This window comes from Chromohalobacter sp. 296-RDG, assembly GCF_029889885.1.
Classification (GTDB): domain Bacteria; phylum Pseudomonadota; class Gammaproteobacteria; order Pseudomonadales; family Halomonadaceae; genus Chromohalobacter.
Window position 1 is genome coordinate 1 of sequence record NZ_JARANY010000010.1, and the last position, 17,454, is coordinate 17,454.

Annotated in this window: 16 protein-coding genes; 11 read left to right on the forward strand and 5 right to left on the reverse strand. The window is 58.8% G+C overall.

All coding sequences use genetic code 11. The features are described from left to right. The first annotated feature begins 140 nt into the window (after window positions 1-140). Window positions 141-1,730, forward strand: a complete 1,590-nt coding sequence (locus OP495_RS05955) for a peptide chain release factor 3 (RefSeq protein ID WP_280561903.1) — start codon at window positions 141-143, stop codon at window positions 1,728-1,730. Window positions 1,731-1,768: 38 nt separating this feature from the next. Beyond that, a complete protein-coding gene (locus OP495_RS05960) occupies window positions 1,769-2,548 on the forward strand; it encodes a TatD family hydrolase (protein WP_280567822.1) in 780 nt (259 codons plus the stop codon). Here the strand turns inward: OP495_RS05960 and OP495_RS05965 are convergent. Next, entirely contained in the window at window positions 2,539-3,585 is a 1,047-nt protein-coding gene (locus tag OP495_RS05965) for a folate-binding protein (RefSeq protein ID WP_280567823.1), read from the reverse strand. The genes OP495_RS05960 and OP495_RS05965 overlap by 10 nt on opposite strands. Before the next feature lie 158 nt (window positions 3,586-3,743). On the opposite strand from OP495_RS05965, the gene OP495_RS05970 reads away from it, so the two are divergent. The 4 genes from OP495_RS05970 (at window position 3,744) to OP495_RS05985 (ending at window position 8,812) form a co-directional block, all read left to right on the forward strand. Next, complete coding sequence (locus OP495_RS05970) at window positions 3,744-3,935, forward strand: hypothetical protein (protein WP_280561907.1); 192 nt, start codon at window positions 3,744-3,746, stop codon at window positions 3,933-3,935. 117 nt (window positions 3,936-4,052) lie between these two features. Then, a complete protein-coding gene (gene uvrB / locus OP495_RS05975) occupies window positions 4,053-6,083 on the forward strand; it encodes an excinuclease ABC subunit UvrB (RefSeq protein ID WP_280561908.1) in 2,031 nt (676 codons plus the stop codon). A gap of 308 nt (window positions 6,084-6,391) precedes the next feature. Beyond that, entirely contained in the window at window positions 6,392-7,816 is a 1,425-nt protein-coding gene (gene cls / locus OP495_RS05980; protein ID WP_280561910.1) for a cardiolipin synthase, read from the forward strand. A gap of 78 nt (window positions 7,817-7,894) precedes the next feature. Continuing rightward, the gene (locus OP495_RS05985; protein WP_280561911.1) at window positions 7,895-8,812 is read left to right on the forward strand and encodes a LysR substrate-binding domain-containing protein; all 918 of its coding nucleotides are present in this window, start codon (window positions 7,895-7,897) and stop codon (window positions 8,810-8,812) included. A gap of 20 nt (window positions 8,813-8,832) precedes the next feature. On the opposite strand, the gene OP495_RS05990 is transcribed toward OP495_RS05985, so the two are convergent. After that, complete coding sequence (locus tag OP495_RS05990) at window positions 8,833-9,936, reverse strand: bifunctional nicotinamide-nucleotide adenylyltransferase/Nudix hydroxylase (protein ID WP_280567824.1); 1,104 nt, start codon at window positions 9,934-9,936, stop codon at window positions 8,833-8,835. Window positions 9,937-10,050: 114 nt separating this feature from the next. Between OP495_RS05990 and OP495_RS05995 the strand changes: the two genes are divergently transcribed. Both OP495_RS05995 and yccX read left to right on the forward strand, forming a co-directional pair. Then, a complete protein-coding gene (locus tag OP495_RS05995; protein WP_280567825.1) occupies window positions 10,051-10,983 on the forward strand; it encodes a YihY/virulence factor BrkB family protein in 933 nt (310 codons plus the stop codon). Window positions 10,984-11,029: 46 nt separating this feature from the next. Further along, window positions 11,030-11,302, forward strand: a complete 273-nt coding sequence (gene yccX, locus OP495_RS06000) for an acylphosphatase (RefSeq protein ID WP_280567827.1) — start codon at window positions 11,030-11,032, stop codon at window positions 11,300-11,302. Between the two features lie 51 nt (window positions 11,303-11,353). Here yccX and OP495_RS06005 read toward each other — a convergent pair whose 3' ends face one another. From OP495_RS06005 to OP495_RS06015, 3 genes are read right to left on the reverse strand one after another with little or no spacing between them, the layout of a single operon-like run. Next, the gene (locus OP495_RS06005; RefSeq protein ID WP_280567828.1) at window positions 11,354-12,298 is read right to left on the reverse strand and encodes a nucleoside hydrolase; all 945 of its coding nucleotides are present in this window, start codon (window positions 12,296-12,298) and stop codon (window positions 11,354-11,356) included. A 54-nt stretch (window positions 12,299-12,352) separates the two neighbouring features. Beyond that, window positions 12,353-13,273 carry a ribokinase gene (locus OP495_RS06010; RefSeq protein WP_280567829.1) on the reverse strand — a complete coding sequence of 307 codons (921 nt, stop codon included), beginning with the start codon at window positions 13,271-13,273 and terminating at the stop codon, window positions 12,353-12,355. A gap of 28 nt (window positions 13,274-13,301) precedes the next feature. Continuing rightward, window positions 13,302-14,243: a D-2-hydroxyacid dehydrogenase gene (locus OP495_RS06015; RefSeq protein ID WP_280567832.1), complete on the reverse strand. Its 942-nt coding sequence runs from the start codon at window positions 14,241-14,243 to the stop codon at window positions 13,302-13,304. Window positions 14,244-14,458: 215 nt separating this feature from the next. Between OP495_RS06015 and OP495_RS06020 the strand changes: the two genes are divergently transcribed. The 3 genes from OP495_RS06020 to OP495_RS06030 all read left to right on the forward strand — a co-directional run bounded on the left by OP495_RS06020 (window position 14,459) and on the right by OP495_RS06030 (window position 17,419). Then, window positions 14,459-14,716 (forward strand): zinc ribbon domain-containing protein, encoded by a 258-nt coding sequence (locus OP495_RS06020; RefSeq protein ID WP_280567833.1) that lies wholly within the window; start codon window positions 14,459-14,461, stop codon window positions 14,714-14,716. A gap of 66 nt (window positions 14,717-14,782) precedes the next feature. Beyond that, the gene (gene aspS, locus OP495_RS06025) at window positions 14,783-16,567 is read left to right on the forward strand and encodes an aspartate--tRNA ligase (RefSeq protein WP_280567835.1); all 1,785 of its coding nucleotides are present in this window, start codon (window positions 14,783-14,785) and stop codon (window positions 16,565-16,567) included. Window positions 16,568-16,669: 102 nt separating this feature from the next. Continuing rightward, entirely contained in the window at window positions 16,670-17,419 is a 750-nt protein-coding gene (locus tag OP495_RS06030) for a YebC/PmpR family DNA-binding transcriptional regulator (RefSeq protein WP_280567838.1), read from the forward strand. The last annotated feature ends 35 nt before the right edge of the window (window positions 17,420-17,454 follow it).

The following is a 17,454-nucleotide window of genomic DNA, read 5'->3' on the forward strand; positions in this document are numbered from 1 at the left end:
AAAGAGGCGGGGGTTTTTTTATGTCTATATGGGGCTCTACCCACATGCACATCTAAGCAGTACAATTCGCGGCAAGAATCCATTCTGTTCAGTCAGATGCTTGATCAGCATCGACTGCCGCAAATCAGCGAAGTATATCGATGTCAGACACACAAGTGGCTAAAGAAGCAGAATTACGCCGGACATTCGCCATCATCTCGCACCCCGACGCTGGCAAGACCACCATTACCGAAAAGATGCTGCTGTTCGGCAACGCGATTCAGCTCGCCGGCTCGGTCAAGAGCAAGCGCGATGAACGCCATGCGACCTCCGATTGGATGAAGATGGAGCAGGATCGTGGTATCTCGGTGACGACTTCGGTGATGCAGTTCCCGTACAACGGACGGATCGTCAATCTGCTCGATACACCTGGCCACGAAGACTTTTCCGAGGATACCTACCGTACGCTGACAGCCGTGGATTCGGCGCTGATGGTGATAGATGGCGCCAAAGGAGTCGAGGACCGTACCATCAAGCTGATGGACGTCTGTCGTTTGCGGACGACGCCAATCCTGACATTCATCAACAAGATGGATCGTGATGTCCGTGATCCGGTCGAGGTGATGGATGAAGTCGAAACGGTACTGAACATTCAGTGTGCACCGATGACTTGGCCGGTGGGGATGGGACGCCATTTTCGGGGTGTCTACCATCTCTACAATGACGTCATTCACCTTTACAAGCAGGGCCAGGGCAACCGGATTCCGGAAGATCTGCGTATCGAAGGGCTCGATAGCCCCGAGGTAGAGGAAACGTTGGGCAAAGAGGCTGCGGAGGAATTGCGAGCGGAAGTCGAGCTGGTCCGCGGCGCGTCTCATACTTTTGATCTTGATGCCTATCGCCGAGGTGAACTTACCCCTGTGTATTTCGGCACGGCGATGGGGAATTTCGGGGTGCGGGAAATGCTCGATGGTTTCGTCGAATATGCCCCCTCGCCGTTAGCGCGCGATACCGATAAGCGTACCGTAGAAGCAAGTGACGAACGTTTTACCGGTTTCGTCTTCAAGATCCAGGCCAACATGGATCCCAAGCACCGTGACCGTGTTGCTTTCCTGCGTGTATGTTCGGGCAAATACGACAAGAACATGAAGATGCGCCACGTGCGCATTGGCAAGGACGTCAAGATTGCCGATGCGCTGACTTTCATGGCATCCGACCGCTCGCATGTCGAAGAAGCCTGGCCCGGTGACATCATCGGCCTGCACAATCATGGCACGATTCAGATCGGCGATACGTTCACCCTGAACGAGAACATGCGCTTCACGGGCATTCCGCACTTTGCGCCCGAACTGTTCAAGCGTGTGCGATTGCGTGATCCACTCAAGATGAAGGCCCTGCAAAAAGGATTGAAGCAGCTTTCGGAGGAGGGGGCGACACAGGTGTTCATGCCCATGGACAACAATGACTTGATTGTCGGTGCCGTAGGGTCGCTACAGTTCGATGTCGTCTCGCATCGCCTAAAGCAGGAATACAAGGTCGACTGCCTGTACGAGCCGGTCAATGTGCAAACGGCACGGTGGGTGTATTGCAACGACGCCAAGATGCTTGATGATCTAAAGCGCAAGGCTAGCACCAATCTTGCCTGGGACGGCGGAGACTACCTCACTTATCTGGCACCGACGCGCGTCAACCTGCAGATGACGCAAGAGCGTTGGCCAGAAGTCAAATTCCGTGCCACACGTGAACACTGAGGCCTAAGCTCTGTCTGAAGTCGGCTAGAGAGGGACGCATGTCCGCAACGCTGATCGATGCCCATTGTCATCTTGACTTCGATGTCTTCGATGAAGACCGCGACGCTGTACTGGCACGTGCGGCCAACGCCGGAGTGGGGCACTACATCGTCCCGGGGACGACGCGTGAGCGTTGGCCACAGGTAGCCGATCTTGGGCGACGTCAAGAGATCAGCGTCTGCTATGGGCTGCACCCTTACTTTCTTTCAGTGCACGCGTCGGGAGATATCGATGCTTTGGAAACCCAACTCGACGCTCACCCCGAGACCGTCGCTCTCGGCGAATGTGGCATTGATGCGCGTCTTGATGACCTCGATCGTCAATGGCAACTTTTCGATGCGCAATTGCGCGTTGCGAAGCGCCGTCATCTGCCAGCCGTGATTCACTGTGTCCAAGCCAACGACCAGGTGGTAAAGCGCTTGCGTCAGCTCGCATTGCCCGCCGGTGGCCTGATACACGCGTTTTCGGGAAGCCCGGAGCAAGCTCGGGGCTTTCTGGAGTTGGGATTCGTTCTGGGGCTCGGCGGGGGGGCGACCTACACACGCGCCAAGCGCCTGCGCCGTACTATACGTTCGCTGCCCGACGACGGTTATGTACTCGAGACCGATAGCCCCGACATGCCGCTTTCCGGCGCGCAGGGACACCGCAATGAGCCATCTCGTGTTCATGCTATCTGTACAACGCTAGCCGAGCTCCGAGAACAGTCCTATGCCACGGTGGCGACGCAGAGCACCGCCACCGTGCGCCGCCTATTCGGATTGGTGGCACATCAGGCCTGAAGGGGCATGCTTTCCGGATCGACACGTTCGATTGCATAGGGCAACGCCAGGCGCTCGAGCGGCACGCCATCGACGTTGAGATCGCGGGGTTCGTCGCGCTGAGTGATGATGGCGAGTACCTCGGCCTTTCCATCCGCGTTCAAGGCGGCGCATACGACATCGCCTTGAGACTTGCCGTTAGCATCGTGGACGGGCGTCCCCGGCGCCGGTAGCGTGTCGTTTTCCAACTGAGCACGCAGCAGACGCTTCTTGACCTGACCGCGGAAATGCGCCCGCGCAACCACTTCTTGTCCGGTGTAGCAGCCTTTGCGAAAACTGATTCCGCCCAACGCTTCCCAATTGATCATCTGGGGAAGATAACTGTCACGTTGCGCATCTCCCAGCCAGGCGAGACCGGCCTGGATGTCATGCAGGCGCCATACTGAGTTCCCGACGGGCGTAGCGAAGCTCTCGAAAGCCTTCCATGCGGGCAGGGCTGCATCCTCCGGGACGACGACCATGAACCTTGGAGTCGGGCCGGGATGGTGAAGGATGGCCGCTGCATCGCTTTGAGCCATGGCCCATGTGGCAGGGGTCGCGACATCGAGTTGCGCCTCGACCTGAGCTGCCGCGTCCTCGCCTAGCACACCGAATATCTGCGTTGCCGGCTGCGTGATCTCGACCTTGTAAAAGGGCGCATATTTCGCCAGATGCGTGTGCAGCGGATCGGCCGCGCCGATATCCAGCACCAGCCAATAGCGTGTCTCGTCCACGCGCATCAATTGGCCGTTGGCCAGCATGCGCCCCTTGGGAGAACAAAACGCCGTCAAAGGTGCGAACTCACCATCGGCAAGCGCTACCTGGGCGCTGGTCTGGCCCTGGAGAAAACGTTCGGCATCGGGACCGGCAATTTCCATGATCGAGTACTGCGGCAGCGGCGCAATTGCCGTGGACGACAAGGGCACGCGAGCCTGGGACACGGCCTCGCCGAAGTGCCACTCATTCTCCGCTGCGCGCACTAGCCCTTGCGTTTCAAGATGCCTGATCCAATCGTTCATGGAATAACTCCGTATCGCGAACGCGACGGTCACTCGACCGTATTCGAATGTCACCCATGAATATCAGGGCGGGCAAGAGATTTTCCAACCACCGCGGCGCTGCCGTCGTGCCATGATAAACTTCCACCTGCAAACGAATGAATAGATGGAGAAACCCCATGGCGCGTATACCACTGACCTTCGAGCAGGTCGATAGTACCGAGGATGTCAATCGCATCACCACGGCTCTTATGGAGATGGACGGCGTCGAAGAGGCCGAAGTCGGTCGTCATGGTGCCGAAGTGGAAGGGCGCGTGCGGCGCGAGGCGTTGCTGAGAACCGTCCAGGCATTGGGGTACAAGGCACACTGACTGCCATACGGGAACAACTAATGATTGTCAGCGACGTGGATATCGCTACGCGGCCGGCCTGACCGCGGGTACGGCTCGAGGCTTGAACAGCCCTTACCTCGCCCTTATGTGAGACTCATGAGCAAACCCTTTCGCATTCAGTCGCAATTCCAGCCTGCGGGCGATCAGCCAACGGCCATTGAAGGCTTGATACATGGCTACAACGCCGGGCTTGCGCATCAAACGCTGCTCGGTGTCACCGGGTCGGGGAAAACGTTCACCATGGCCAACGTGGTGGAACGCTTACAGCGTCCGACCATCGTCATGGCGCCGAACAAAACGCTGGCCGCCCAGCTTTACGGCGAGTTCAAGAGCTTCTTTCCTGATAATGCGGTCGAGTATTTCGTTTCGTATTACGACTACTATCAGCCGGAAGCCTATGTGCCGTCATCGGACACATTCATCGAGAAAGATGCCTCGGTCAACGACCATATCGAGCAGATGCGTCTCTCGGCAACCAAAGCGCTGCTCGAGCGTCGTGATGCGTTGATCGTGGTGTCCGTCTCGGCCATTTACGGCTTGGGGGACCCCGATCAATACCTGAAGATGCGCCTGCACTTCAACCGTGGCGAGTTGATCGATCAGCGCACCTTCCTGCGGCGCCTCGCCGAACTACAATATACCCGCAACGATATGGATTTCCGCCGCGGTACTTATCGCGTTCGTGGCGATGTCATCGACGTTTTTCCGGCGGATGCGGAAGATGAAGCGGTGCGAGTGGAGCTATTCGATGACGAGATCGAGACCATCAGCTTGTTCGATCCGCTGACCGGCGAAGTGCGTGGCAAGGTGCCGCGTATGACGATCTACCCTAAAAGCCACTACGTGACACCGCGCGAGACGATACTCAGCGCTGTGGATGACATCAAGGCCGAGCTGGCCGAGCGGTTGGATTGGTTGCGCAAGAACGATAAGCTCGTCGAAGCCCAGCGTCTTGAGCAGCGTACGCTTTATGACATCGAGATGATGCTCGAACTGGGCTATTGCAACGGCATCGAAAACTACTCACGTTATCTATCGGGCCGCGCGCCGGGCGAGGCGCCCCCGACGTTCTTCGATTACCTTCCGGATGACGCGCTGTTGTTCATCGATGAATCCCATGTCAGCGTTCCCCAAGTGGGCGGCATGTACAAGGGGGACCGTTCACGCAAGGAAACGCTGGTCGAATACGGCTTCCGATTGCCTTCGGCACTGGACAATCGTCCCATGAAGTTCGAGGAGTGGGAGCGTATTTGTCCGCAGGCTACCTTCGTCTCCGCGACGCCGGGCAAGTATGAGGCCGAACATGCCGGTCAGGTCGTCGAACAGGTCGTGCGTCCCACCGGCTTGGTTGACCCCGAAATCGAAGTGCGGTCGGCGGGGACGCAGGTAGACGATTTGCTCTCCGAGATTCGGTTGCGTACCGACGTGGGAGAGCGCGTTCTGGTAACCACGTTGACCAAGCGCATGGCCGAGGACCTCACCGAATATCTCGGCGAGCACGATATCCGCGTTCGCTATCTGCACTCCGATATCGATACCGTCGAGCGCATAGAGATCATTCGCGATCTGCGATTGGGGAAATTCGACGTCCTCGTAGGCATCAACTTGCTGCGCGAGGGACTGGATATACCGGAAGTCTCGTTGGTAGCGATTCTCGATGCCGATAAGGAAGGCTTTCTGCGCGCCGAGCGCTCACTGGTCCAGACGATCGGGCGTACAGCACGTAACGCACACGGCAAGGCGATTCTCTATGGTGACCGGATAACGGATTCGATGCGTCGGGCGATGGATGAAACCGAGCGCCGTCGTGCTAAGCAGATTGCGTTCAACGAAGAGCATGGCATCACGCCCAAGACAGTGACGAAGTCGGTTGCCGACATCATGGAAGGGGCGCAGACACCGGGTAAGAAAGTAGGTCACCAGCGCCCCGACAAGCGTGTTGCCGAAGCTCCCGGCGATTACAGTGCCGAGCAGCTCAATCAGATGGATGCTGCGGGCCTGACCCGGGAAATCGGCAAGCTCGAGGATGCCATGCACGAAGCCGCTAAAAATCTGGAATTCGAAGAAGCCACACGGCTACGCGATCAGTTGCAAACCCTGAAGGCACGGTTAATCGAGTTGGGTTAATATCCAAAACTAAATTTTATACCGTTACCTTGTAATAAATACCCGACAACAAAAGAAAGACTTTAGGCGTGAAGAAGCCCCGTATAGTCGCCATCGAGGCTATCAGTATGGTGGAATTTATGAGTTCGATGTCGAAGACATGCCGTTGACAGTCAAGGCGAATCGGCCCAGCAGATCGGTCCGGCGAAATGGAAAGAGATTATCGCCGCGAGTGCATGATCATGCGATGATCGTCGACTCAGGCCCCGTCCACGCGGGGCCTGATTTTTAACCAGTGTGCGCTTCGAAGGTTTCAGGGAGGAGCCGACATGACATCCGGACTGATCGGTATCCTGATCGTGACGATCCATGTACTGGGTGCGTTGTCCGCCATCATGGCATTGATGTCGAGTCGTACCTCTCAAGGGGCGGTTGCCTGGATCGTTACGCTTCTGACCTTTCCCTATCTGGCCGTTCCCATCTACTGGATCTTTGGGCGCCCACGTTTCTACGGATACACCTCCGCACGTGGCGAACGCGATACCGTACTACGCCAGGTCCTATTGCGTTTCAGGCCTCGGCTCGAACCTTTCTTTTCCCGTCCTTCGTTTGACACCACGCGCATTCAAGCCGTCGAGCGCTTGGCCATGATGCCCATGAGCACAGGCAATCGAGCCGAACTGCTCATCGATGGGGACGAAACCTTCCAGAGCTTGCTAGAGGGAATCGATGCCGCACGCGAATATATCCTCATGCAGTTCTTCATTCTTCGGGCCGATGAAATAGGTACCTTGTTCAAGCAGCACTTGATGCGTCGGGCAGAGCAGGGCGTGCGGGTTTGCCTGCTGTATGACGAAATCGGCAGCCGCAGTTTACCCAGTGACTACTTGCACGAGTTGTCGGATGCAGGCATCGAGGTCACGGCCTTCAACTCGTCGCGCGGGTGGCGGCACCGTTTCCAGATCAACTTCCGCAATCATCGCAAGATCGTGGTCGTCGACGGTCGAGAGGGTTGGACCGGCGGCTTCAACGTGGCCGATGAATATCTAGGGCGGGTGGCGCGCTATGGCCCCTGGCGCGATACTCATCTCAAGCTTACCGGGCCGAGCGTCATGGGTTTGCAGGAAGCCTTCTGGGAGGATTGGTACTGGGCCACTGAAGAGATCCTGTCCCTGAACTGGGAACCGTCGATTACCTGCGATGAATGCCAGCACGTGGTGGTCGTACCCTCCGGGCCGGCTGATAACTGCGAGACAGCAAGCCTGCTGATTCAGCATACCATTCATGGGGCTCATGAACGACTTTGGGTGACCAGCCCATACTTCGTCCCGGACCAGGGGGTGCAAGATGCCTTGAAGCTTGCCGCGCTGCGCGGTGTCGATGTGCGCGTGATGATCCCTGAGCGTCCCGATCACTTGCTGGTCTTCCTCTCGGCTTTTTCCTTCTTGCCCGAGATGATTCGCCACGGCGTGCGTATTTTTCGCTATCAGCCGGGATTCTTGCACCAGAAAGTCGTTCTGGTCGATGACGAGACGGCGCTGGTCGGCTCGGTCAATCTCGATAACCGCTCGTTTCGACTCAATTTCGAGATTACCGCGTATGTTCCCAATGCGATGTTTGCTAGTCAGGTAGAGGACATGCTACGTCGGGATTTTGCCGCATGCCGCGAGGTATCGCTGAACGAACTCAACAATCGTCCCATCTGGCGTAAACTCGTGTCTCGGGCAGCGTACCTGCTAGCCCCCATACAATGACATCCTTTGGGTGTCGAGACGTCAGATCCACATGCTGGCGACTGTCGTACATCTACTGTGTGACTACCAGGAGTACCGGTGAATCTTGAAACCAAGTGGCTCGAAGATTTCGTTGCCCTCGCCAATACACGCAGTTTTTCCGCGTCGGCGAGGCAACGGCACGTCACCCAGCCTGCTTTCAGCCGACGCATCCGCTCCCTGGAACAAGCCGTGGGGGCTACCTTGGTCGACCGTTCCACGACCCCTATCGGGCTGACGCCGGAAGGGCAGTTGTTCCTGGTTACGGCCCGCAGCATGGTCGAGCAGCTGAGTGAATGCCTTGCCCATTTGCGCGGCCTGTCGATGGCCAACGAAGCGCTCGATATCGTCGCCGCGCATTCGCTGGCGTTGACGTTTTTCCCGCGTTGGATTTCGCGCTTGCAAAAGGGCGTGGGTGAACTTCCGACCCGGCTGGTGGCCATGAATGTCGGGGATGCCATTCATGTGTTGCGCGAGGGCAACTGCGATCTGATGCTGGCGTATTACGATCCCTACGCCAGCATGCAACTCGACGCCGAGGCCTTTCCATCGTTTTCCATCGGGCAAGTGAAAATGCTGCCGGTCTGTGTGCCCAATAGTGATGGTACGCCACGCTTTGCGCTGGACGACGAGGCGGGGATCCCCTTTCTCGCCTATACACAAGGCGCTTTTCTGGGACGTAGCGTACGCATGCTGCTCAAGAATGATCCACTACGCATGCGCCTCAATACCGTTTATGAGACCGCCATGGCGGAAGGCCTCAAAGGTATGGCTCTGCAGGGGGTCGGCATGGCATGGATTCCCGATTTCTGCATACGCGAAGAACTCACCGCAGGGCGTTTGATCCGCGCGGGAGACTCGCAATGGGACATTCCGCTCGAGATTCGCTTGTACCGGTGTTCGCTGGTGCATAAGCCCGGCGTCGAGAAGCTCTGGCGACAGATGATGAAGTTACCGCGCGACTTCTTGCAGGCATGAACATCTGACAGCGAGTCGCGTCACGGTGTGGCCATGCCGGCCGGCAAGCCTAGAAAGTTCTGAATGATGAAGAAATGGTCTTCGAACAACGCTTCGGGGTCGAGATCAGCCAATGCCACCCAATGCGCTTGCTCGCCACTGCGTGAGGGCTTGAGCTGGGGGAGTTGCTGTTCGGGCCGCAGGGCGAAATAGAAGGCTTGCGCCAAGGTGCGTCCGCGCCAACTGCGATGGGGAGCATCGAACAAGCGCTGGCCACGTAAAGAGCCTTTGAGAACGGCTTCGGGAATCTTGAGTCGTACCCTCTCACGCAGCTCGCGCAAGCAGGCATCCAGCAAGCGCTCCTGGGGCTGAATGAAGCCTCCCGGCAAAGCGAGCAACCCTTTGCCTGGCGCGGCTCGACGCTCGACCAGCAGCACATGCCCGGATTGCACCACGACAGCATCGACAGTCACGAACATCGGCGGATAGGGTGCCTGCGACCAAGCCTCACGATACTGCTCGAGCAGGCGCTGTTCTTCCCACAGTTGCGCACATTCAGGCGTTTCGATAAAGCGCCGCAACACATCGCGTACCGGTGCCGACAGTCCGCTGCTTTCCTCGCGTGCCAAGTAATCACCTGCCAATGCCGGTTGGCCAAACAACGCCTCGCGAATTCGACTGGCCGAGACATCACTGACCAGCGGGACGCTGACAGACTCCCACTGCGGAAACAGGGTGAGATAGTAGCTCGATTGACCGCGACCGGCGCCAATCAAACCGATTCGGGGTAACCGACCTTGTTGGGGAACGGCCACATCACGCACCCGACGCTGCACATCGCGTACCCAAACATCGTTATTGTAGAGTGCATCCAGTAACGGCGTGATTTCGAGACGCGCGTTGTCATCGGCGTCGAAGCATTCGCGCAGCATGTCTCGGCGCTCTTCGAAGCGCCAGGGGTTGCGCAGTGAGCGAGCCTGCCAGGCGGATCCCACCATGACGACCACCTGCCGTGCCTGCCGCAACGCCTCGCGTATGACACTAATATGCCCGAGATGCGGCGGTTGGAAACGCCCAATGAAGACCAGGCAATCGAAAGCATAGGATGTATCAGAGGCGGGAATGGGCGTCGTGGCGTTGGACATGAAAGCTCCGTCAGCAAGGCCGAGACATTATGGGCAGCCTCAAGGGGCTCTGCAATATAAGCAGTGGCCCGGGGTATTTGCGCTATCCTGAGACCAAGCTTCGCTATGCCCGGCATGTATCATTTCCGACAAGGAGTGTCCGTGATCAATCTCTCGCCGCGCTATTGGTATCGAATCGTCGTCAACGCCGTTACCTTATGGCTTGAACACAATGCTTTCAGCTTCGCGGGTTCCCTGGCGTTTTACACTCTGTTTTCACTGGCGCCGACGATCATCATCGCCGTCACCGTGATTGGGCTGGTACTGGGGGAAGACGCCGCGCAAGGCCAGATCGTGGCGCAGTTGCAAGACACCATGGGTCAAGACGCCGCTACAGCGATACAGCAAGCGGTGGCCCAGTCGCGCATCGAAAGCTCCGGTATCTTGCCGACTTTACTGGGCATCGGCGCGCTGGTGGTGGGGGCAACGACCGTCTTCGCGCAGATGCAATTTTCCCTCAATACGCTGTGGGGCGTGACGGCGCGTCCCGATCGTAACGGGCTTTGGCTGTTCATCAAAAAGCGGCTGCTGTCGCTGACCGTGGTGCTGGCGGTGGGCTTCATCCTCATGGTGTCGTTGGCGCTGAGCGTGATGCTGCGCGCCTTCTTCAGGTATGCAAGCGACTGGCTGCCGGGGGCCAACGCGCTCTTGGGCAGTGCCGAATTTCTCGTCTCACTGGCGGTGATTGCATTGTTTTTCGCCGCTATTTTCAAGGTGTTGCCGGATGTCGTGGTGAGTTGGCGAGATGTTATGGTCGGCGCGATCGTGACGGCGGTGCTGTTTGCGATCGGGCGCTACGCTATCGCTGCCTACCTCGCGTATACCGCCACGGCATCGACGTATGGCGCAGCAGGCTCGGTCGTTTTGGTATTGCTATGGGTTTACTACAGTTCGCTGATACTACTGTATGGCGCCGCTTTCACCCGCACCCATCTCGAAGCGCGTGGCAAGCGTATCGTGCCTCGCAATTCTGCGGTCTTGGTCAAGCGCGAGTTCGTGGATTCGTAACGTTATGCTGCACACAACGCGACACCCCCAAGCAAAGGAGAGGGCCATGAATGAATATTGTCTCAAGGCCTGGGTCACCGGCCGCGTGCAAGGCGTCGGATTTCGCGCCGCGTCACGCGCTCAAGCGTTGCGGGAAGGACTCACGGGGCACGCCAGGAATCTCGGCGACGGCCGTGTCGAAGTGCTGCTGTGCGGCGAACAGGCGGCCGTCGACCGTGTCGTACGCTGGTTATGGCAAGGGCCACCGGCGTCGCGCGTTACGCATGTCGAGTGCGAAAAGGTCGACGTTGCGTCCCCGAGTGCCTTCGAGCTCGGTTAAAACTGCCCCCGAAACGTTCCAGTATGATCGTGCAAGCGGGGGCAGTGATCCTCAACGGGTCAGTATCTCGACGATCCAATCCACGACGGCTTTACCTTCGGCGTCCATGCACACATCGACGAGCGGCGAACGCGCCCAACGCGGATCGATGAAGGTCCGCTCTTGTGGTGCGAACAGCGTCTGACCTTCGGCGTCGCCCTCGGTGACGACATTCAAGTGCCCGCGTGCGGTGGTGAAGAGTTCCGGACGCATCAACCACGCCAAGGCACAGCTGTCGTGCGGGCAGCAGCCATCGATATCCAGCGCGGTCCGGTAGAACGCACGATAAAACGAATAGCTACCCGCCAATACCTCGCCCAGCTTGCCTTGGGCCGCGGCAATCTTGTCCATCTGCGCAGGGCCCAGCACGCAGCGATGCGTGGCATCGAGCCCCACCAACGTCAGTGGCCAGCCTGCCGTCAATACCCGTGCGGCGGCATGCGGATCATTGAAGATATTGGCCTCGGCAACGGGCGTTACGTTGCCACCCTCGCGAATCGATCCGCCCATGACGACGACCTGCTTGACGCGGTCGACGATACCCGGGTCGAGCTGTAGTGCGGCAGCCAGATTGCCCAGTGGGCCCACGGCGACCAGCGAGATCTCGCCGGGGCGGGCATTGACCTGTTCGACGATGAACTGTGGCGCACTGGTCGTTTCGGCGCGATGGTTCGGAGTAGGCAAGGGATGGTTGCCCAGCCCGTTGTCACCGTGTATATGGGTGGGCGCCGGATGCTTGCGCTTGACCAGAGGCGCCGCCGCGCCTTGCGCTACAGGGATACGCTGGTCGGCGAGTTCCGCGAGCAGCAGCGCATTGGTGGTGGCGGTATCGATATCGACATTGCCGTAGGTCGTGGTCATGCCGAGCAATTCGATCTCGGGATGCGCCAGGGCAATGGCAATGGCTTGGGCGTCGTCTACGCCAGGGTCGGTATCGAAAATCAGAGGTGTCGTCATGAGAATCCTGTTTCAAATAATGTCCAAGTAATCCCAAAAGGAGGCGCCGGTAAATCAATGACGCAAGATGTCGCGCGCTAGCCAATCACGAGAGGACGCTGCTACCTCGCTGGCAAGCGGAATGCTTGGCGCCGCGCCGCTGCATTGCACGCACAAGGCCGCGGCGGTGCTCGCTTCATGCAGACAAGTCTCGATGGGCTCGTTGCGCTGGCGTGCGGCCATGAAGTAACCGATGAAAGTATCGCCGGCCGCGGTCGTATCCACGGCTTCGACAGGGAAGGCAGGAAGCTCGAGGCGCTGAGCGCCATGCTGATAACGCACGCCATCGCGTCCCAGCGTCAATACCTGCTCGACCTCGGGCAGGCGTTGATAGAGGGCATCCATGAGTTCGGCGACCCCAGCGTGTTCGTCGAGCCCCGCCAGTGCCGCAGCTTCGCCACGATTGAGGAAGAGTATCTGGCACAATTCAAGCGGTAACGCATGCACATTGTCCCCTAGGGGGGCAGGGTTGAAAGCGATCCGCATGCCATGTCGCGCGGCAAGCGTCATGACACTCTCGAGTGCATTGCACTCGTTTTGCAGCAGCAGCCAATCGTCAGGACTCACCGAAGTCATGAGGGCGTCGAGGTGACGCTCGCTGAAGCCGTGGTTAGCCCCGGGGCTGAGAATGATGGCGTTCTCGGCGTGATCGTCGACCTGAATGATGGCGTGCCCGCTAGCGTCGGCGGTGAGTTCGATCAGAGACGTGTTGACGCCCGCCTGGGCCAGGATTTCCAGCACCCAGCGATCCTTCTGCGACACTCGCCCCCAATGCGTCACGTCACCGCTTGCACGCGCCATGGCCAATGACTGATTGGCGCCTTTACCCCCCAGTACCTGCGTAAAGCTCTGGCTGGACAATGTCTCGCCGGGGCGCACCAGATGACTGACACGGTAGACGTGGTCGATATTGATGGAACCGTAGTTGTAAAGCATGCAAGCTCCCGGCTTCAAAGCTTATGTATTAAGCACGCGAGGCGAGCCAGTCGCGCAGGTTGTCACGCGTCAGACTGACGACGTTGGCGCGAGCTTCCGGCGAGATCCAAGCGCTGTGCGGCGTGACGATGAGATTGAGCGCCTCGTCCATGGCATCGATGAGCGCATGTCCCTTGCGTGGTGGCTCTTGAGGTAGGCTATCGACGCCGAGTCCGCCGATCGATCCGTCCCGAAGCGCGTCCAACGCGGCGTTTTCATCTATGATACCGCCCCGCGCACAATTGATCAGCAAGGCACCGGGTTTGAAACGGGCCAGCATCTCGGTGTCGACGAGATGCCGCGTGTGATCGGTCAGCGGGCAGTGCAGGCTCAATATATCGAGCTCACTTGCCAGCGACGCGAGGGAAGGGCGTGAATCCTGCGTTTCGTTGCCGGGGCGTGCGGCGAACGTGACGCGCATACCGAAAGCCTCGGCCAAGTGGGCCACCGCACGCCCGAGTTCACCGTGCCCGACGATGACAAGGTGCTTGCCGGCCAGTTGCAGGGTGCGATGGTCGAGCAGGCAGAACATGGGGCTATCGTTCCAGCGACCGGCAGCGACATCGCGCATGTAAAGGGGAAGGCGGTTGGCCAGAGCCAGCATCAGCATCAACGTATGCTGCGCCACGCTCGCCGTGCCGTAGGCAGAGACGTTGCGCACCTCGATGCCACGGGCTCGAGCCGTCTCCATGTCGATATTGTTGGTACCTGTCGCCAACACACAGATCAACTTGAGGGTGGGCAGTGAAGCGAGCAGTTCGCCGTCGAGCACGACTTTATTGGTGATGGCGATATCCGCGTTGTCGAGACGCGCCTGGCGCTCATCGAGGGCGGTATGCGCATGGACCTCGAGGGTGTCGACCGCCGCGTGTAACGGCGAAAGGTCAATATCGTCGCCGAGGCTGGCGGCATCGAGAATCACGGCTTTCATGCGAGATCCTTTTCTTTTAACGGAATCAAGTGAGTCTAGCATCGTGGCGGCAAGCTACATGATCGAGCTCCGATACGCTTGCCCGCTGGGTGGCGCAACGCGCTATAATGAGCGACTTTCGGAAAAGGCTTGGAAAGTGCGATCTCCGGCCCTATATCCCTGCCACCGCGCGAGCGTCGCGCGGGCGCTTCTTGATGACATGAATGGTGAGAACCATGCCCATCTACGAGTATGAGTGCAAGGCCTGCGGCCATCGCCTGGAAAAGCTGCAAAAAGTCAACGCGGCAGCGTTGACCGATTGTCCACGCTGCGAGCGCGCAGAATTATCACGTCTGGTCTCCGCAGCGGGCTTTCGCCTGGCCGGCGGCGGGTGGTATGAAACTGACTTCAAATCGGGGCAAAAACGCAATCTCGCGGGAGAGGCTTCCGCGCCCTCCACGTCTACCGAGACCGGCGGCAAGACGTCCGCCTGACGCGTTCGGTGCCGTTCGGGCGGCGCCAAATCGCCCCATGAAATACGCAACGAAACAGGATAAGACATGCGCAGTCACTATTGCGGTCAATTGAACGAAAACCAGGTGGATCAGGAAGTCGCACTCTGTGGCTGGGTACATCGTCGTCGCGACCACGGGGGAGTGATCTTCCTTGATTTGCGCGACCGCGATGGTATCGCCCAGGTGGTGGTCGATCCCGATACTCCCGAGGCATTCGCCAATGCCGATCGTGCCCGCAACGAGTTTGTACTGCGCATTCGCGGACGCATTCGCCTGCGCCCCGAAGGTACCCAGAACCCCAATATGCCCACCGGCATGATCGAGGTGCTGGCATCAGACGTCGAGGTGCTCAACACGGCAGCGACGCCGCCATTCCAGCTCGACGAGCATGGCAAGGTCGGTGAGGAAATCCGCCTCAAGCATCGTTACATCGATCTGCGCCGCCCGGAGATGATCGACAAGTTGCGATTGCGTTCGCGGATCACGCATAGCGTGCGAGCCTATCTCGAAGCCCAGGGCTTTCTGGACATCGAGACGCCGATTCTGACGCGTGCCACGCCGGAAGGAGCTCGCGATTACCTGGTGCCGAGCCGTACGCATCCGGGGGACTTCTTCGCTCTGCCGCAGTCACCGCAGCTGTTCAAGCAACTGTTGATGGTGTCGGGCTTCGACCGTTACTACCAGATCGCCAAGTGCTTCCGTGACGAAGACCTGCGTGCCGATCGTCAGCCCGAGTTCACCCAGATCGATCTGGAAGCCTCGTTCGTCGAAGAAGACGACATCATGTCCTTGGCCGAAGACATGATCCGTCAACTGTTCCAGAACGTGCTCGATGTCAGCCTGCCGGCATTCCCCAAGATGCCGTACAGCGAAGCGATGAACCGTTACGGCTCGGACAAGCCCGATCTGCGTATCCCCCTCGAGCTGGTCGATGTCAACGATCTGATGCGTGATGTCGATTTCAAGGTATTCTCCGGCCCAGCCAAGGCTGATGACGGGCGCGTTGCAGCGCTCAAGGTCACCGATGGTGCCAAGCTGTCACGCAAGGAAATCGATGCCTATACCGATTTCGTGGACATCTATGGCGCAAAGGGGCTGGCCTGGATCAAGGTCAACGAGCGTGCCAAAGGCATTGAAGGGCTGCAGTCGCCCATCGTCAAGTTCATGGACGGCATCATCGAGCCGTTGCTCGACCGCGTTGGCGCCGAGGATGGCGACATCATCTTCTTCGGCGCCGACAAGACTCGCGTCGTCAATGAGGCGCTAGGCGCGTTGCGCGTCAAGCTCGGCGAGGATCTCGATCTTTATACCCAAGCGTGGGCGCCACTGTGGGTCGTGGACTTCCCCATGTTCGAAACTGACGACGCCGGTCGCCTGGCCGCCTTGCACCATCCGTTCACCGCGCCGTCGTGCACGCCGGAGGCGTTCAAGGCGGATCCCGCCAATGCGTTGTCGCGCGCCTACGACATGGTCTTGAACGGTACCGAACTGGGCGGTGGTTCGATTCGTATCCACGATCAATCCATGCAGCGTGCGGTCTTCGAGGTGCTCGGCATCGGCGAGGCCGAAGCAGAAGAGAAGTTCGGCTTTTTGCTCGACGCCCTCCGCTTCGGCGCTCCCCCCCACGGTGGACTGGCCTTCGGTCTCGACCGTCTGGTCATGTTGATGAGCGGTGCCAAGATGATTCGTGAAGTGATCGCCTTCCCCAAGACGCAAAGCGCCGCTTGCCTGATGACCGATGCGCCGGGCGAGGTCAGCGCCGAGCAGCTCAAGGAGCTCAACATTCGCTTGCGCCAGAAGGCACAGCAAGGTGGCAACGGCGAGGCCTGATGGGCCCGTTGGTCTCACTTTCTTCTCGTTTTCCCGGCGTCGCCCTCGGCGTCGGGTGTGCTGCAAACGCGAATGCCTGTTTTTTCAAGGAGTGACGTCGATATGGCAGGCCATAGTAAATGGGCGAATATCAAGCACCGCAAGGCCGCCCAGGATGCCAAACGCGGCAAGATCTTCAGCAAGCTCATTCGTGAGCTGACCGTTGCTTCCCGCCAGGGTGGCGGCGAGGTGGCCGATAATCCTCGCCTGCGCGCCGCCATCGACAAGGCGCTGGCCAACAACATGACCAAGGACACCATCCAGCGTGCCATCGAGCGCGGCGCCGGCAATACCGATGGCGACGAGATGGAGGAAACCGTCTACGAGGGCTACGGTCCCGAAGGCGTCGCCGTAATGGTCGAGTGCATGACCGACAACCGCAATCGCACGGTTTCCGAAGTGCGCCACGCCTTCAATAAGAACGGCGGTAATTTGGGTACATCTGGGTCCGTCGCCTTCATGTTCCATAAGCAAGGGCGTTTGACGCTGCCGACAGGTGTCTCCGAGGAGGCCGCCATGGAGGCAACGCTAGCCGCCGAGCCCGAGGACATCGTCACTCAAGATGATGGTACGCTCGAGATCGTGACGTCCGTGGAAGGCTTTGGTGCGGTCAAGGATGCGCTCATCGAAGCGGGCATCGAGCCCTCCGCGAGCGATGTCGGGTCCTATCCCGATAACTATTCCTCCATCGACGACGTCGACACGGCGCGCAAGGTTCTCAAGTTGTTCGACAGGCTCGAAGACCTCGACGACGTGCAGAACGTTTATTCCAACGCCGATTTCTCCGATGCGGTCATGGCGGCACTCGAGTGAGTGACGTGACGCGAGTCAGTAGCGCCACGGAGATG

Bases quoted from the DNA above. Each gene is read 5' to 3' on its own strand.
- OP495_RS05990 (WP_280567824.1), bottom strand. From the start codon at position 9,936: ATGTCCAACGCCACGACGCCCATTCCCGCCTCTGATACATCCTATGCT.
- uvrB (WP_280561908.1), top strand. From the start codon at position 4,053: ATGAGCAAACCCTTTCGCATTCAGTCGCAATTCCAGCCTGCGGGCGAT.
- aspS (WP_280567835.1), top strand. From the start codon at position 14,783: ATGCGCAGTCACTATTGCGGTCAATTGAACGAAAACCAGGTGGATCAG.
- OP495_RS05955 (WP_280561903.1), top strand. From the start codon at position 141: ATGTCAGACACACAAGTGGCTAAAGAAGCAGAATTACGCCGGACATTC.
- OP495_RS06015 (WP_280567832.1), bottom strand. From the start codon at position 14,243: ATGAAAGCCGTGATTCTCGATGCCGCCAGCCTCGGCGACGATATTGAC.
- OP495_RS05970 (WP_280561907.1), top strand. From the start codon at position 3,744: ATGGCGCGTATACCACTGACCTTCGAGCAGGTCGATAGTACCGAGGAT.
- yccX (WP_280567827.1), top strand. From the start codon at position 11,030: ATGAATGAATATTGTCTCAAGGCCTGGGTCACCGGCCGCGTGCAAGGC.
- cls (WP_280561910.1), top strand. From the start codon at position 6,392: ATGACATCCGGACTGATCGGTATCCTGATCGTGACGATCCATGTACTG.
- OP495_RS06005 (WP_280567828.1), bottom strand. From the start codon at position 12,298: ATGACGACACCTCTGATTTTCGATACCGACCCTGGCGTAGACGACGCC.
- OP495_RS06020 (WP_280567833.1), top strand. From the start codon at position 14,459: ATGCCCATCTACGAGTATGAGTGCAAGGCCTGCGGCCATCGCCTGGAA.
- OP495_RS06030 (WP_280567838.1), top strand. From the start codon at position 16,670: ATGGCAGGCCATAGTAAATGGGCGAATATCAAGCACCGCAAGGCCGCC.
- OP495_RS05965 (WP_280567823.1), bottom strand. From the start codon at position 3,585: ATGAACGATTGGATCAGGCATCTTGAAACGCAAGGGCTAGTGCGCGCA.
- OP495_RS05995 (WP_280567825.1), top strand. From the start codon at position 10,051: ATGTATCATTTCCGACAAGGAGTGTCCGTGATCAATCTCTCGCCGCGC.
- OP495_RS05960 (WP_280567822.1), top strand. From the start codon at position 1,769: ATGTCCGCAACGCTGATCGATGCCCATTGTCATCTTGACTTCGATGTC.
- OP495_RS06010 (WP_280567829.1), bottom strand. From the start codon at position 13,273: ATGCTTTACAACTACGGTTCCATCAATATCGACCACGTCTACCGTGTC.